This is a genomic window from Micromonospora sp. A3M-1-15 (assembly GCF_024213425.1).
Lineage (GTDB): Bacteria > Actinomycetota > Actinomycetes > Mycobacteriales > Micromonosporaceae > Micromonospora > Micromonospora chersina.
Genome location: NZ_JANAVK010000002.1, coordinates 34,830 through 48,800, shown reverse-complemented (window position 1 = coordinate 48,800; position 13,971 = coordinate 34,830). Strand labels below are relative to the sequence as shown.

The 13,971-nt window shown below is 72.9% G+C and carries 12 protein-coding genes, 1 tRNA gene and 1 other RNA gene; 4 read left to right on the top strand and 10 right to left on the bottom strand.

Translation table 11 applies throughout. From position 1 onward, the window contains the following. Positions 1 to 37: 37 nt before the first annotated feature. The 9 genes from NLX85_RS09920 to ffs form a co-directional block, all read right to left on the bottom strand. Positions 38 to 1,144 carry an ABC transporter ATP-binding protein gene (locus NLX85_RS09920; RefSeq protein ID WP_254333833.1) on the bottom strand — a complete coding sequence of 369 codons (1,107 nt, stop codon included), beginning with the start codon at positions 1,142 to 1,144 and terminating at the stop codon, positions 38 to 40. Beyond that, positions 1,141 to 2,127: an ABC transporter ATP-binding protein gene (locus tag NLX85_RS09915; RefSeq protein WP_212839160.1), complete on the bottom strand. Its 987-nt coding sequence runs from the start codon at positions 2,125 to 2,127 to the stop codon at positions 1,141 to 1,143. The genes NLX85_RS09920 and NLX85_RS09915 overlap by 4 nt, the downstream gene beginning before the upstream one ends. A 43-nt stretch (positions 2,128 to 2,170) precedes the next feature. Then, positions 2,171 to 3,211 carry an ABC transporter permease gene (locus NLX85_RS09910; RefSeq protein WP_254333831.1) on the bottom strand — a complete coding sequence of 347 codons (1,041 nt, stop codon included), beginning with the start codon at positions 3,209 to 3,211 and terminating at the stop codon, positions 2,171 to 2,173. Next, positions 3,208 to 4,215 carry an ABC transporter permease gene (locus tag NLX85_RS09905; protein ID WP_212839158.1) on the bottom strand — a complete coding sequence of 336 codons (1,008 nt, stop codon included), beginning with the start codon at positions 4,213 to 4,215 and terminating at the stop codon, positions 3,208 to 3,210. Before NLX85_RS09905 ends, NLX85_RS09910 begins: the two co-directional genes overlap by 4 nt. 103 nt (positions 4,216 to 4,318) lie before the next feature. After that, positions 4,319 to 5,989 carry an ABC transporter substrate-binding protein gene (locus tag NLX85_RS09900; protein WP_254333829.1) on the bottom strand — a complete coding sequence of 557 codons (1,671 nt, stop codon included), beginning with the start codon at positions 5,987 to 5,989 and terminating at the stop codon, positions 4,319 to 4,321. 331 nt (positions 5,990 to 6,320) lie between these two features. Beyond that, positions 6,321 to 6,914, bottom strand: a complete 594-nt coding sequence (gene recR, locus NLX85_RS09895; RefSeq protein WP_151462313.1) for a recombination mediator RecR — start codon at positions 6,912 to 6,914, stop codon at positions 6,321 to 6,323. Positions 6,915 to 6,922: 8 nt separating this feature from the next. Continuing rightward, positions 6,923 to 7,231 carry a YbaB/EbfC family nucleoid-associated protein gene (locus NLX85_RS09890; protein WP_254335500.1) on the bottom strand — a complete coding sequence of 103 codons (309 nt, stop codon included), beginning with the start codon at positions 7,229 to 7,231 and terminating at the stop codon, positions 6,923 to 6,925. A 108-nt stretch (positions 7,232 to 7,339) separates the two neighbouring features. Next, on the bottom strand, positions 7,340 to 10,090 hold the full coding sequence (locus NLX85_RS09885; protein WP_254333827.1) for a DNA polymerase III subunit gamma and tau: 2,751 nt from the start codon (positions 10,088 to 10,090) through the stop codon (positions 7,340 to 7,342). Between the two features lie 107 nt (positions 10,091 to 10,197). Beyond that, positions 10,198 to 10,288: signal recognition particle sRNA small type (gene ffs / locus NLX85_RS09880), an RNA gene on the bottom strand. A gap of 82 nt (positions 10,289 to 10,370) precedes the next feature. Between ffs and NLX85_RS09875 the strand changes: the two genes are divergently transcribed. Next, positions 10,371 to 10,455, top strand: a tRNA-Ser gene (locus NLX85_RS09875). 118 nt (positions 10,456 to 10,573) lie between these two features. Further along, entirely contained in the window at positions 10,574 to 11,317 is a 744-nt protein-coding gene (locus tag NLX85_RS09870) for an SDR family NAD(P)-dependent oxidoreductase (RefSeq protein WP_254333825.1), read from the top strand. Between the two features lie 56 nt (positions 11,318 to 11,373). Here the strand turns inward: NLX85_RS09870 and NLX85_RS09865 are convergent, their stop codons facing one another. Next, positions 11,374 to 12,681 carry an MFS transporter gene (locus NLX85_RS09865; protein WP_254333823.1) on the bottom strand — a complete coding sequence of 436 codons (1,308 nt, stop codon included), beginning with the start codon at positions 12,679 to 12,681 and terminating at the stop codon, positions 11,374 to 11,376. Positions 12,682 to 12,776: 95 nt separating this feature from the next. On the opposite strand from NLX85_RS09865, the gene NLX85_RS09860 reads away from it, so the two are divergent. Next, a complete protein-coding gene (locus NLX85_RS09860) occupies positions 12,777 to 13,298 on the top strand; it encodes a helix-turn-helix transcriptional regulator (RefSeq protein WP_254333821.1) in 522 nt (173 codons plus the stop codon). A gap of 53 nt (positions 13,299 to 13,351) precedes the next feature. Beyond that, positions 13,352 to 13,966, top strand: coding sequence for a hypothetical protein (locus NLX85_RS09855; protein WP_254333819.1), 615 nt, complete (start codon positions 13,352 to 13,354; stop codon positions 13,964 to 13,966). Positions 13,967 to 13,971: the final 5 nt, after the last annotated feature.

Genomic DNA, 13,971 nt, shown 5'->3' with positions numbered 1-13,971 from the left:
CCTTCCCCGCGGCGGGGAAGGGGCCTCGCGTCGTGCGTCACGGGGTCGGGATCAGCTCCCCGGTGTCGCCCGGCGCCGCGCCGTCGTCCGGCCGGACCAGCTCCGGCTCCACCTCGTGCGGCCGGATCCGGCCGGCCGCGATGTCCTCCGCGTAGTGGCAGGCCACCCGGTGCCCGCCGAGCACCTCGCGCAGCGCCGGCCGCTCCTCGGCGCAGCGGGTCGGCTGGGCCCACGGGCAGCGGGTGTGGAACCGGCAGCCGGCCGGCGGGTTCGTCGGCGAGGGCAGGTCGCCGGCGAGCAGGATCCGCTCCCGGCGGTCCTCCACCTGCGGGTCCGGCACCGGCACCGCCGACATGAGCGCCCTGGTGTACGGGTGCATCGGCTCCCGGTAGAGGTCGTCGCTGGACGCCTCCTCGACCAGTCCGCCCAGGTACATCACCCCGACCGTGTCGGCGATGTGCCGGACCACCGCCAGGTCGTGGGCGATGATCAGGTACGTCAGGCCGTGCTCGTTCTGCAGTTCCTCCAGCAGGTTGATCACCTGCGCCTGGATCGACACGTCCAGCGCGGAGACCGGCTCGTCGGCGACGATCAGGTCCGGGTCGAGCACCAGCGCCCGGGCGATGCCGATGCGCTGCCGCTGCCCGCCGGAGAACTCGTGCGGGTACTTGCTCAGCGCCGAGGCGGGCAGGCCGACCGCGGCGAGCGCCTCCCGGAGCCGCTTGGCGGTGGCCGCCTTGTCCTTGGCCAGGCCGTGCGCCTTGAGCCCCTCGACCAGCAGCGACTCCACCGACTGGCGGGGGTCGAGGCTGGACAGCGGGTCCTGGAAGATCATCTGGATGCGGCGGCGCATCCGGCGCATCGACTCGCCCTTGAGCGCGCGGATGTCGGTGCCGTCGAAGACGATCTCGCCTTCGGTCGGCTCGACCAGCCGCAGCAGGCCCCGGCCGAGGGTGGACTTGCCACACCCCGACTCGCCCACCAGCCCGTACGTCTCGCCCTTGTTGATGGAGAGCGAGACGCCGTCGACGGCGTAGACGTGGCCGACGGTGCGGTCGAAGAGCACACCGCTCTTGATCGGGAAGTGGACCTTGACGTCGCGCAGTTCGACAAGTGGTCCGGTCCGCTCGGTCGACTCGGTCACGGCACCGCCACCTCCTCGGAGACAGGGTTGTTGCAGCGCAGGTCGCCGCCGGTCGCGGTGGGATCGAGCGGGGGCGTGCCCTCCAGGCAGGCGTCCACCACGTTGTCGCAGCGGGGGGCGAACGCGCACCCCTCGACCCACGGGATGTTGTCGGCCACCGAGCCACGGATGGCGTGCAGCCGCTCGCCCCGGGGCGAGTCCAGCCGCGGCACCGAGCTGAGCAGCCCGTGCGTGTACGGGTGCCGCGGCCGGGCGAACAGCTCGTGCCGGGCGGCCCGCTCGACGACCTTGCCGCCGTAGAGCACGTTGACCGTGTCGCAGAGGCCGGCCACCACACCCAGGTCGTGCGTGATCATGATGAGCGCGGTGCCGGTCTCGTCGACGAGCTGCTTGAGCAGGGTGAGGATCTGCGCCTGGATGGTCACGTCCAGCGCGGTGGTCGGCTCGTCCGCGATCAGCAGCCGCGGCTTGCAGGCCAGCGCGATGGCGATCAGCGCGCGCTGCCGCATGCCGCCGGAGATCTGGTGCGGGTACTCCTTGAGCCGCCGCATCGGGTCGGGGATGCCGACCGCGTCGAGCAGCTCCCGGGCCTCCTTCATGGCCGCCTTGCGGTCCATCCCGCGGTGCCGCTCCAGCACCTCGGCCACCTGCGTGCCGATCGGCACGACCGGGTTCAGCGAGGACAGCGGGTCCTGGAAGATCATGCCGATGTCCCGGCCGCGCCGGTCCCGCATGTCGTCCGGGCGCAGCTTCAGCAGGTCGGCGCCGTCGAAGTTGACCTCGCCGGTGACCTTGTTGCCCCGCCGGGGCAGCAGGCCCATGATCGCCAGGCTGGTCACGCTCTTGCCGCAGCCGGACTCGCCGACCAGGCCCACGGTCTGCCCCGGCTCCACGCTGAAGCTGACGTTGTCGACCGCGGTGAACGGCCGCTCACCGCGACGCTGGAACACCACGCTCAGATCGCGTACGTCGAGCAGGCTCATCGGGTCACTTCCTCACCGTGCAGGTTCTTGGTCCGCATCGCCGTCACCGCCGGCTCTTCGGGTCGATCGCCTCGCGCATGCCCTCACCCAGCAGGGTGAAGCCCAGCGCGACCACGATGATCGCGACGGCCGGGTAGTAGGCCAGCTCCGGCCGGACCTCGAAGTAGCGCTGCCCGTCCACACCGAGCATCAGGCCCCACTCGGCGCGGTTGATGTCGGGGTCACCGAGACCGAGGAAGGACAGCGACGCCGCCTCCAGGATCGCGGTGGAGAGGGTCAGCGTGGCCTGCACGATCACGGCGGTCATCGCGTTGGGCAGCATGTGCCGGAGCACGATCGACCCCTGCTTGACGCCGAGTGCCCGGGCGGCCAGCACGTGGTCGCTCTCCCGTTGGGCGAGCATCGAACCGCGCAGCAGCCGGGCGAAGATCGGTACGTTGACGATGGCCACCGCCAGGATCACCGTCCACTGGCTGGACCGGCTGGCCATGGCCACCAGGCTGATCGCCAGCAGCAGGGCCGGCAGGGCCAGCATCACGTCGGTGAAGCGCATGAGGATGTTGTCGACCCAGCCGCCGAAGGCACCGGCGATCGCGCCGATCAGCACGCCCAGGGCCAGCCCGATCATCGTGGCGAGCACGCCGACGAAGAGGGTCTGCCGGCTGCCGTGGATCATGCGGGACAGGAAGTCCCGGCCCAGCGGGTCGGAACCGAGCGGGAACCCGCTGCTGGCGCCGGGGATGTTGTCGACGGTGAGGTTCTTCGTCAGCTCGTCGAAGCGCTGCGCGGGGTCGTGCGGCGCGAGCAGCGGCGCGAAGATCGCGACCAGGACGAAGAGCGCCACGATGGACGCGCCGACGATCGCCGTCGGGTTGCGCCGCAGCCGGCGGAACGCGTCCCGGACCAGGCTCACGCCGCCCTTGTCGGCGGTGGCCTGGGCGAGCTGCTCCAGCCGGGCGCGCTTGCGCTCGCCGAGCCGGTCGATGCCGCGCGGCAGGGTGCCCTCGGGCTTCTCCTCGACGGCGGCGGGGTCCACGCTCTCGCGCGGGGTGCCCACGACGGGCCGGGTGATCGGGTCACTCATCGCACACGCACCCTCGGGTCGATGAAGGCGTAGGAGAGGTCGACCAGGAGGTTGACCAGCACGAAGACCAGCGCGGCCAGCAGGATCAGCGCCTGGAGCACCGGGTAGTCGCGGCCGCCGCTGATCGAGTCGTAGATCAGCGTGCCGAGGCCGCCCCAGTTGTACACCCGCTCGGTGAGCACCGCGCCGGAGAGCAGCGCGCCGGTCTGCAGGCCGATGGTGGTGACCACCGGCAGCAGTGCGTTGCGCAGGATGTGCCGGCCCCGGATGGTCTTGTGTCGCAGGCCCTTCGCCTCGGCGGTGCGGACGTAGTCCTCGTTGAGCACGTCGAGCACGCTGGCCCGGGTGATCCGGACGATCACCGCGAGCGGGATGGTGGCCAGGGTGAACGCCGGCAGGATCAGGTGCCACAGCGCGTCCCCGGTGGCGTCGAACTCCCGCGTCAGCAGTCCGTCGAGGACGAAGAACCCGGTGATGTCGGTGTTGTCCACCCCGGTGCTGATCCGGCCCGAGGGCGGGAACCAGTGCATGTTCTGGGTGAAGACGTCCTTGAGCAGGTAGCCCAGGAAGAAGATCGGGATCGAGATGCCGAGCAGGGTGCCGGCGATGCTCAGGTTGTCGAGCAGCCGGCCGCGGTGCCGGGCGGCGATGTAGCCGAGCGGCACGCCGAGCCCGATGGCGATGATCATGGCGGCCGCGGCCAGTTCGATGGTGGCCGGGAAGGCGCGGCCGATCACCTCGGTGACCGGGTCGCCGCTCCGGATCGAGTTGCCGAAGTCGCCGGTCAGCAGCCGCTGCATGAACTTGGCGTACTGCACCAGGATCGGCTGGTCGTAGCCGAGGGCCTTGACCAGCAGGGCGCGCCGCTCCGGCGTGGCCCGCTCACCGAGCAGCGCCTCGATCGGGCCGCCGGGGAGGTTCCGCAGCCAGATGAAGACCAGCGCGGACAGCCCTATCAGGGTCACCACCAGCTGCAGCAGGCGGCGGACTATGACTCGCAACATCTCTCACACACCAGATTCTCGGTAACAGCGGGTCGGCCCGGGCCGGGAGAGAGAGCCCGGCCCGGGCCGATTCCGCGTACGGCGTCAGCGGTCAGTAGCGCCTTCAGCCAACGCTGACGGTGTTGAACCGCTCGTCGGTCAGGGGGCTGGCGACCAGACCCTTGACGTCCTTGGTGACCACGATGGCCGGCGGGGCGTGCCAGACCGGCACGGCCGGCAGCCACTTGGCGGCGATGTCGCGGTTGACCTGCTCCCAGGCGGCCTTCTTGCCGGCCTCGTCGACCGTGCCGTCGGCCTTGGTGATGGCGGCGAACATCTCGGTCATCGCCTGGTCGCCGAACTCGACCTTGGCGCGGCCGAAGAAGGTGCCGACGAAGTTACCCGGGTCGTTGTAGTCACCGGTCCAGCCGAGCAGGTGCAGGTCGTGCTTGCCGAACTGCTGCACGTCGTCCTTGTAGCCACCGTTCCACGGGCGGGCCACACCGTTGACCTTGATGCCGACGGCCTGCAGGTCGTTGGCCAGGACGGTGAAGATCTCCTGCGGGTTCGGCATGTACGGCCGGGAGACGTCGGTCGGGTAGTAGAAGTTGAGCGTCAGGTTCTCGGCGCCCGCCTCCTTGAGCAGCTGCTTGGCCTTGTCGACGTTGTAGTCGTACTTCTGCACGTCCTGCGCGTAGCCGAGCACGGTGTCCGGCATGAACTCGTCGGCGACCTTGGTGCCACCCGGGCCCTTGGTCTGGACGAGCTGCTGGCGGTTCAGGGCGTAGGCGATCGCCTGGCGCACCCGCAGGTCCTTCAGCTTCGGGTTCTTCTGGTTGAAGCCGAGGTAGAGGATGTTGAACGCCGGGCGGTCGAGGACCTGGAAGCCCTCACCGGAGAGCGCCTTGCGGTCGGCCGGGGCCGGGAAGTCGATGCCCTGGACGGTGCCCGCCCGCAGCTCCTGCTTCCGGGTGTTCTCGTCCTTGATGACCTTGATGACGAGCTTGTCGACCTTGGCCTTCTCGCCCCAGTAGTCGGGGTTCCGGTTCAGGGTGATCTCACCCTTGGCCTTGTCCCAGCCACCGAAGGTGAACGGGCCGGTGCCGACCGGGTGCTCGTTGGCGAACGCGCTGTACTCGAAGGAGTCGCCGTTCTGCTTCACGCTGTCGGCGTCGTACTTCTTCAGCGCCTCGGGGCTGGCGATCGACAGCGCGGTCAGCGCGAAGGCACCCGGGAAGGCGCCCTTGTACTGGTTCATCGTGACGACGGCGGTGGCGTCGTCCTTCGCCTCGCACTTGTTGTAGACCGGGTTGCCCACGCCCTCGGCCTCGTTCTTGGCGAAGCCGCCGAAGACGTCCGAGTAGTAGATCATCTGCGACTGGGCGGCAGCGCCCTTCATGTTGAACCAGCGGTCGAAGTTGAAGCAGACCGCGGCGGCGTTGAAGGGGGTGCCGTCGTGGAACTTCACGTTCTTGCGCAGCTTGAAGGTCCAGACCTTGCCGTCCGGGTCGTGCTCCCAGCTCTCGGCCAGGGCACCCTGCAGGTCGGCCGTGCCGGGCTTGTTCTGCACGAGGGTGTCGTACATCTGCCGGATCGGCCGGAAGGACTCACCGTCGTCGTTGAAGATCGGGTCGAAGTTCTTCGGGTCACCGGCGCCCGCGAAGACGAAGGTGCCGCCGGTCTTCGCCCCACCGCTGTCCTCGTCGCGCTCGCTCTTCGCGCAGCCGGACGCTCCGACCGCCAGAGCGGCAGCGGCCGCGAGGGCCACGGCCGCTTTAAGCCTGCTCGCCTGCATCTCTCACCTCTGTCATGCGCATGTGTGTCCACGCCGAGCTGTGACTCAGTCCGTGTGCGGGAGGCTATGACACGACACACAGAATGCGGAACGCCCGTTAGGCAATCGCTACCAAGCCGACACCAAGTGGCCGGGTCTGACAGCGGCGGATCACCCGACAAACGGGACTGTCACAGCCAGGAGCAGATAGTGGGATCCGACGAATCGGGGCGAAACAGGTCATGGCCCGGTCGGGCGGCCAGCCGGTGGCGAATCACACTCGTCCCACATTCCGGATGGCCGAACGACGCCGGCCGGCCCCAGGAACGGGACCGGCCGGCATGGTCGTGGCTCAGACCGCCCGGCGCCCCTCGAACGCGCGACCCAGGGTGATCTCGTCGGCGTACTCCAGGTCGCCGCCGACCGGCAGGCCGCTGGCCAGCCGGGTCACCGCGATGCCCATCGGCTTCACCATCAGCGCCAGATAGGTCGCGGTCGCCTCACCCTCGGTGTTCGGGTCGGTGGCCAGGATCAGCTCGCGCACCGCGCCGCCGCCCAGCCGGGTCATCAGCTCCCGGATCCGCAGGTTGTCCGGTCCGATGCCCTCCAGCGGGTTGATCGCGCCGCCGAGAACGTGGTAGCGACCGCGGAACTCACCGGTCCGCTCGATCGCCACGACGTCCTTGGGCTCCTCGACCACGCAGAGCACCTCGTCCGTACGCCGCGGGTCGCGGCAGATCCGGCACTGCTCCGACTCGGCCACGTTGTAGCAGGTGGTGCAGAAGCGCACCAGCTCCTTGACCTTGCGCAGCGCACCGGCCAGCCGGTTCACGTCGGCGGGATCCGCCGAGAGGACGTGGAACGCGATCCGCTGGGCGCTCTTCGGGCCCACGCCCGGCAGCCGGCCCAGCTCGTCGATCAGGTCCTGGATGGCACCCTCGTACATCTGCCGGCTCAGAAACCGGGCAGGCCGAGGCCGCCCATCCCGCCCGCGACCGGGCCCATCTTCTTCTCGGTCAGCTCCCGGGCGGCCTCGGCGGCGTTGTGCACGGCGGCGACCACCAGGTCCTCCAGCGTCTCCACATCCTCCGGGTCGACCGCCTTCGGGTCGATCTTGATCGCCTTCAGCTCACCGGTGCCGACGACGGTGGCGGTGACCAGGCCCCCACCGGCGGTGCCGGTCAGCTCGGTCTCGGCCAGCTCGGCCTGGGCCTTGGCGATCTGCTGCTGCATCTTCTGCGCCTGCTTCAGCATCTGCTGCATGTTCGGCTGTCCACCTGGGCGCACGGATGGCTCCTTCTCGCACTCGTCTGATCGGCCGCGCCCAGCCTAGTCGGGCAACGGCACTGCTCCTCGATGGTCGACGCGCGCTCAGCGCGCGTCCACCTCGTCGATCTTCTCGGCCCCGAACGCCTCGCGCAGCAGCTGCACCGCCTGCTCCTCGCTGGACTGCCGGGCGGTCCGCTCGTCGATCACCTCGTCCAGCGGCTCGTCGCCCGGGTCGAAGCCCTCATAGGTGGGCGTCGCCGGGGCCGCGCCCGCCGACCGGCCGCCCACCGGCCCGTCGAAGTCCGGGTCGTAGGGCGGCTCCCCGGCCCAGTCGGCATCGGCCGTCTTCCGGGTCGCCTGCGCCGCCCGCGGACCCTTGCTCGGACCGCCACCGGCGGCGGCCGCCGCCGCGGCCGCCCGGGCCGCCGCGATCGCGCTGTTCTTCGGCGTGCCACCGGCCGCCGGCGCGGTGCCCGGTGGTCCGGCCGGCCTCGGTACGGCGGGAGCTGAGGCGGCCGCCGGGGCGGTGGTGGTCGTCGGGATGGCGGCCGGCGCGGGGGCGGTGGCCACGGCCGCCGACCCACCCGGGCGTGCGGCCTCGGGCCAGTCGTCCGCTCCGGTGGCGGCCGCCGGGTCGTCCCCGGCGCGCGTCGGCTGTCCGGCACCACCCGGTCGGGCCGGCTCCGGCCAGTCCTCCTCGTCGTCGTCCCCGCCGGCAGCGGTCCCGTGCGCGGACGGCCCGGGCGGTCGCCGACCGGGTGCACCCGACGGCTCGGATGCGCGGGCGGCCCCACCGGACGGGCCGGCGTTCACCGGCCGGCCCCCGGTCGAGCCACCGGCGTGGCTGCCCGGCGCGTCGGACGGGCCGGCCGGACGGGCCGGTGCGGCATCCGCGCTGTCCGGGCCGGTCGCCGGGCGTGCCGGGGCGGGCTCCGACGCCGGACGGGACGAACCGGAGGGGCGGGACGGGCCGCCGAGCGAGGCCGCGCCCCGCTCGCCGGCCACCTCGCACCGGATCTGCCAGCGGCCGCCCAGCTCCTCGTAGAGCGCGTCGGTGAGCACGGCGGCGTGGTCGGCCACCATCTTCGCCAGCACCGTCGACTTCACGGTCAGCACCAGCGTGTCGCCGTCCAGGTCGCGGACCACCGCGTCGCGCATCAGCGCCGCGATCCGCTTGTTGCTCCGGTTGACCTTGCCGACCACCTCCGGCCAGACCCTGCGCACCGCGACGGCGTCCAGCGCGCGGGCCGGGGCCGCGCCGGGGCGCGGCGGCTCGGGGGTCGCCGGATCGGGCAGCACCGCCGAGGCCGGCACCGGCCGACGGGCGGGAGCGCCGGACGCCGGACCGTCGGATGCCGGGCCGCCGGGCGTCCGGTCGGTCGGGGAGCCGCCCGGGGCCGGCTGGGCCGAGCCGGCCCGGTCGGCGGGGCGGGCGCCCGGACCGGGCTGGGCGGGACCGCTCGCGGCCGGATCGGCGGGGCGGGCCGGCGCCGAGCGGGTACCGGCCGCCGCCGCAGCGGCGGCACGGGCGGCGGCCGCTCCGGTCGGGGCGCCGGCAGCCGCCGGCGTGCCGGCGGCCTCGGGGTCGGGCGCGGCGGCAGCCGCGGTCGGGGCGGGAGTGGCCGGGCGTACCTCCGGGGCGGCAGCGACCGGCGCGGCGCCGGCGGCGGCCGGCGGCGGCTCGGCGCCACCCAGGGTGAGCCGGCGTTCCATCCGCTCCAGGCGCTGGAGCAGGCCACCGGTCGAGTCGTCCAGGCCGGGCAGCAGCATCCGGGCGCAGATCAGCTCCAGCAGCAGCCGGGGCGCGGTGGTGCCACGCATCTCGACCAGGCCGTTGTGCACGATGTCGGCGCAGCGGGACAGGGTGGCCGGGCCGAGCCGCTGGGCCTGGCCGGCCATCCGCTCGATCTGGTCTGCCGGGCCGTCGATGAGGCCCTTGGCGGCGGCGTCCGGCACCTGCTGGATGACGATCAGGTCGCGCAGCCGCTCCAGCAGGTCGGAGGCGAAGCGGCGCGAGTCGTGGCCGGCCTCGGCGACCCGGTCGACGGTGGCGTACGCGGCAGCGCCGTCCCCGGCGGCGAGCGCGTCGCACATCTCGTCGATCAGCGCGGTGTCGGTGACGCCGAGCAGCGCGACGGCCCGGGCGTAGCTGACCCCCTCCGGGCCGGCGCCCGCGATGAGCTGGTCGAGCACGGAGAGGCTGTCCCGCGCGCTCCCGCCGCCGGCGCGGACCACCAGCGGGAAGACCGCCGGCTCCACCTTGACGCCCTCGGCCTCGCAGAGCTGCTCCAGGTAGGGCCGGAGCACCTTCGGCGGGAACAGCCGGAACGGGTAGTGGTGGGTCCGCGACTTGATCGTGCCGAGGACCTTCTCCGGCTCGGTGGTGGCGAAGATGAACTTGACGTACTCCGGGGGCTCCTCGACCAGCTTGAGCAGGGCGTTGAAGCCGGCCGGCGAGACCATGTGCGCCTCGTCGATGATGTAGATCTTGAAGCGGCTGCGGGCCGGCGCGAAGAACGCCTTCTCCCGCAGCTCACGGGCGTCGTCGACGCCACCGTGGCTGGCCGCGTCGATCTCGATGACGTCGATCGACCCGCTGCCGTCGGGGGCCAGCGAGCGACAGGACTCGCACTGCCCGCACGGCTCGGGGGTGGGCCCCTGCTCGCAGTTGAGCGAGCGGGCCAGGATCCGGGCGCTGGAGGTCTTGCCGCAGCCGCGGGGGCCGGAGAAGAGATAGGCGTGGTTCAGCCGGCCGCTGCGCAGCGCCTGCGACAGCGGCTCGGTGACGTGCTCCTGGCCGATGACCTCGGCGAACGTACGGGGCCGGTACTTGCGGTAAAGGGCCAGTGCCACCCGTCCCGCCTCCTCTCGACCGAGCCATTCTGCGCCGGTCGGCCGCGGGTGACCACCCACCACCCCGTGACTCGACCCGCAGCGACGTTACCGGGACCCGGAGACAGAAAGGCCCCCCGTGCACCCGTCAGAGCCCGCTTATCCTTGCTGCCTTCCGGCCCTGGGGAGGTTCACGAGATGCACGCCGCACGGGGGGTGCCGCCAAGCCTACCCGACCCGGGGTGGATCTTCAGGGGGTGGTGGGGTGTCCCGCCCGTCGGGGACCTGTATCCTGGCTCGCGGAGGATTCGCCTAGAGGCCTAGGGCGCACGCTTGGAAAGCGTGTTGGGTTAACACCCTCACGAGTTCGAATCTCGTATCCTCCGCCGTCGACGCAGGGGCCGGCTCTCGCCTGAGGGCCGGCCCTTCGTCGTTTCCCCGGCCGCCAAACGCGGCGTCTGATCGCCGCCAGACTCCCCGCCCGCCACCGACCAGGCTGGTGGCATGACCGGAGTTCTGGACCGAAAAGTGGCATTGGTGACCGGCGGCAGCCGGGGTATCGGGGCGGCCGTGGCGCTGCGGCTGGCGCAGGAGGGCGCCGACGTGGCGCTGACCTACGAGCGGCGCGCCGACCGGGCGGCCGAGCTGGTGGAGCAGATCAAGGCGGTGGGGCGGCGCGCCCTGGCGGTGCCGGCGGACAGCGCCGACCCGGCGGCGGCACGCGCGGCGGTCGACCGGGTCGCCGGGGAGTTCGGCCGGCTGGACGTGCTGGTCAACAACGCGGGGGTATTCCTGACCGGCCCGGTGACGGAGCTGGGCACGGACGAGATCGAGCGGACCATCGCGGTCAACGTGCGGGCGCCGTTCGTGTTCGCGCAGGCGGCGGTCGGGCACCTGACCGACGGCGGCCGGATCGTGAACATCGGGAGCAACGTGGCCGAGCGGGCCGTGTTCCCCGGCCTCGCCCTCTACTCGATGAGCAAGACGGCCCTGCTCGGCCTGACGAGGGGCCTCGCCCGGGAGCTGGGCGGTCTGGGGATCACCGTGAACCTGGTCAACCCCGGGCCGACCGACACCGACGCGAACCCGGCGGACGGGCCGAACGCGGACGCCATCCGCGGGTTCACCGCCCTGGGTCGCTACGCCGCGCCGGCCGAGATCGCCGCCGTGGTGGCCTTCCTGGCCGGGCCGGACGGCGGCTACGTCACCGGCGCGACGATCAACGCCGACGGCGGCTTCACCGGCTGACCGGCATCGCGGCAGGGGCCGGCTCCACCGGGGTCGGCCCCTGCCGGGGTACGCCGTCAGCCCCGCTCCGCCGTCCCGGCGCCCGGGGCGGCGGTCTGCGGGGTGGCCGGTGGCGGGGCGGTCTCCTCCGGGCCCGCGGCAGGCGCGTCCTGCGGTGCGGCCGGATGCGGGCCCTCCGACGCGGCACGCGGGCCGCCCCGCAGCGCCCAGCCGGCGAGCAGCACCGCGCCGGCCGCCCCGGTCAGCTGGATCACCCGGTAGTCGACCAGTTCCAGCAGGCCGGCGCCGGCCAGGACGGCGAGCGTGCCGGGGCCGAAGGTCAGCGTGTTCACGGTCGCGGACACCCGCCCGACCAGCGCGTTCGGCGTCTCCCGTTGCACGGCGGTCCAGACGGTGATCAGCACCAGCGGCGCCCCGACCCCGACCGCCAGGGTGCCCGCGACCACCGGGGCGAGGCCGGGCGCGGCCCGCAGCGCCAGGCCGCCGGCCAGGAGCGCGGCCGCCACCGCGGTCACCCGCCGGTCGCCGAGCCGCCGCAGCAGGGCGCCCGCGGCCAGGCCACCGGCCAGTGACCCGACGCCCTGCGCCGTGCCGAGCACCCCGTTGAACTCGGGCGGCCGGTGCAGGCCGTCGTCCACGACGGCGTACGCGAGGGCGCCGTTGATCCCGATCAGCAGCATGGCGGTCCCCGTGCAGGCGACCAGGTGCCGCAGCGGGGCGTGCCGGCGCAGGTGCCCGAGTCCCTCGGCGAGCTGGCGGGTCCAGGGCTCGGGCGGGGGTGGGGGCGCCTCGCGGACCCGGATCAGGGTGAGCAGCAGCGCGGCGAGGGCGAAGGTGGCGGCGTCGAGAAGCACCACGGGGTGCCCGCCGTACGCGGCGAAGAGGCCGGCGCCGGCCAGCGGGGCGACCAGCTTCATGCCCTCGTTGACGGTCATCCGCAGCCCGTTGAAGTCGCCGAGCAGCTCGCCGGGGACCACGGCCGGCACCAGCGCCGCCTCGGCCGAGTCGATCAGCACGAAGCTGACCCCGTACGCGACCATCACCGCGAAGATGAGCCAGACCCGGGCGGCGGTGTCGACAAGCAGCAGCACCGGCAGCAGCGCGGCCATGGCCAGGTGCAGCCAGATCAGCAGCGGCCGGCGGCGGAACCGGTCGGCCAGCACCCCGATCAGCGGGGCGACCAGGGTGGGCCCCCAGGTGCCGAGGGTGACCAGGCCGGCCAGGCTGCTCGACCCCGTGAGGTCCTTCACCCAGATCCCGGCCACCAGGAGCATGGCCGCCGTGCCGAAGCCGGACACCAGCACCGCGGCCAGGTAGCGCGCGGCGTCGCGGTTGCCCAGCACCCTGGTCGTACCCCAGCTCATGGCACCTCCCCCGTGCGGTGCGATTCTGTCCACACCCGACCCCCAAGTCAATGCTTGGGGGTGGGGGCACCGGGGGGTGCGGTTCAATGGCGGCCGTGAGCACCACCGACCCGCGCCTGCGCGCGCTGGCCCATCCGGTACGACTGCGCATGCTCTCGTTGCTGTGGAGCGCGCCGCTCTCCGCCGCCGCGCTCGCACGGGAGCTGGCCATCTCCCACGCCCTCGCCAGCCAGCACCTGCGCCGGCTGGACGCCGCCGGCCTGGTCGAACTGGCCGACGTACGCGCCCGGCGCGGCGGCCGGGAACGCCGCTACCGGGCGGTACGCGGACCGTGGCTCACCGAGCAGCAGGAGGGGCAGCCGCTGCTCGCCGAGTCGCTCGCCCGCAACCTGCTCGACCGGGTGGCCCACCGCGTCCCGGGGACGGCCGGCGTCACCACCGACGCGGAGCTGTGGGTCTCTCCCGACGCCTGGACGGCGGCGCGCGGGCGGCTGCACGCGATCATGACCGAGCTGCACGACGCCGCCCAGCCGCCGCACGCGCCCGGTACGGTCCGGGTGGGCGCCACCCTCATGGCCTTCGAGATGACCGACCCGCCGCCGGCCGCCGAGGACTGACCGGCCGTCGTACACATGTTCCATCCACAGCCTGTGGACGCCGAGGGGATCGGATGAGTTACGAGCTCAGCGCGGTGGTCGCCGACGTCGAGCTGCTCCGCGAGCAGACCGCCGGGCTGGACCACGCGGTGCTCGCCGCGCTCCGCCAGGACTTCGCGCTGCTGCCGGTCACCCCGCAGCTCGTCGAGGAGCTGACCGGCCGGCTGCCCGACTTCGCCACCGGGGAGCCCTCGGCGGAGCAGCCGTTCCAGCTCGTCCTCGCGCCCGCCCTGGACGAACTGCTGGCCCGCTGGTCCGGGGAGGGGCCGGTGGCGTACCTGGAGGCGGAGTTCGCCGGCGGGCTGGGCCACCAGGCCGCGGCGGTCTGGCTGGGTGGCGAGCGGAGCTGGGGGCCCTGCTTCGACGACCGGCTGGACCGGCCGCGCGCCGAGTGGCCGATCAACGCGGCGCTCGCGCGGCTCGGCGCCGAGCCGGGGCCGTGGATCGACCCGTTCGCCGAGCTGGGCCTGCACCTGGAGCGCGAGACGGCCGGTTGGCTGGCGCACGGTCGGCGCGGACTCTCCGCCGACTACTGGGACGAGCTGGCCGACGAGTGGGAACTGCGGCAATCCGACCAGCACCAGCAACCTCCTCGCCCCGGTCCCGTTGGGGACTGGGGGATTGCATGAGATTG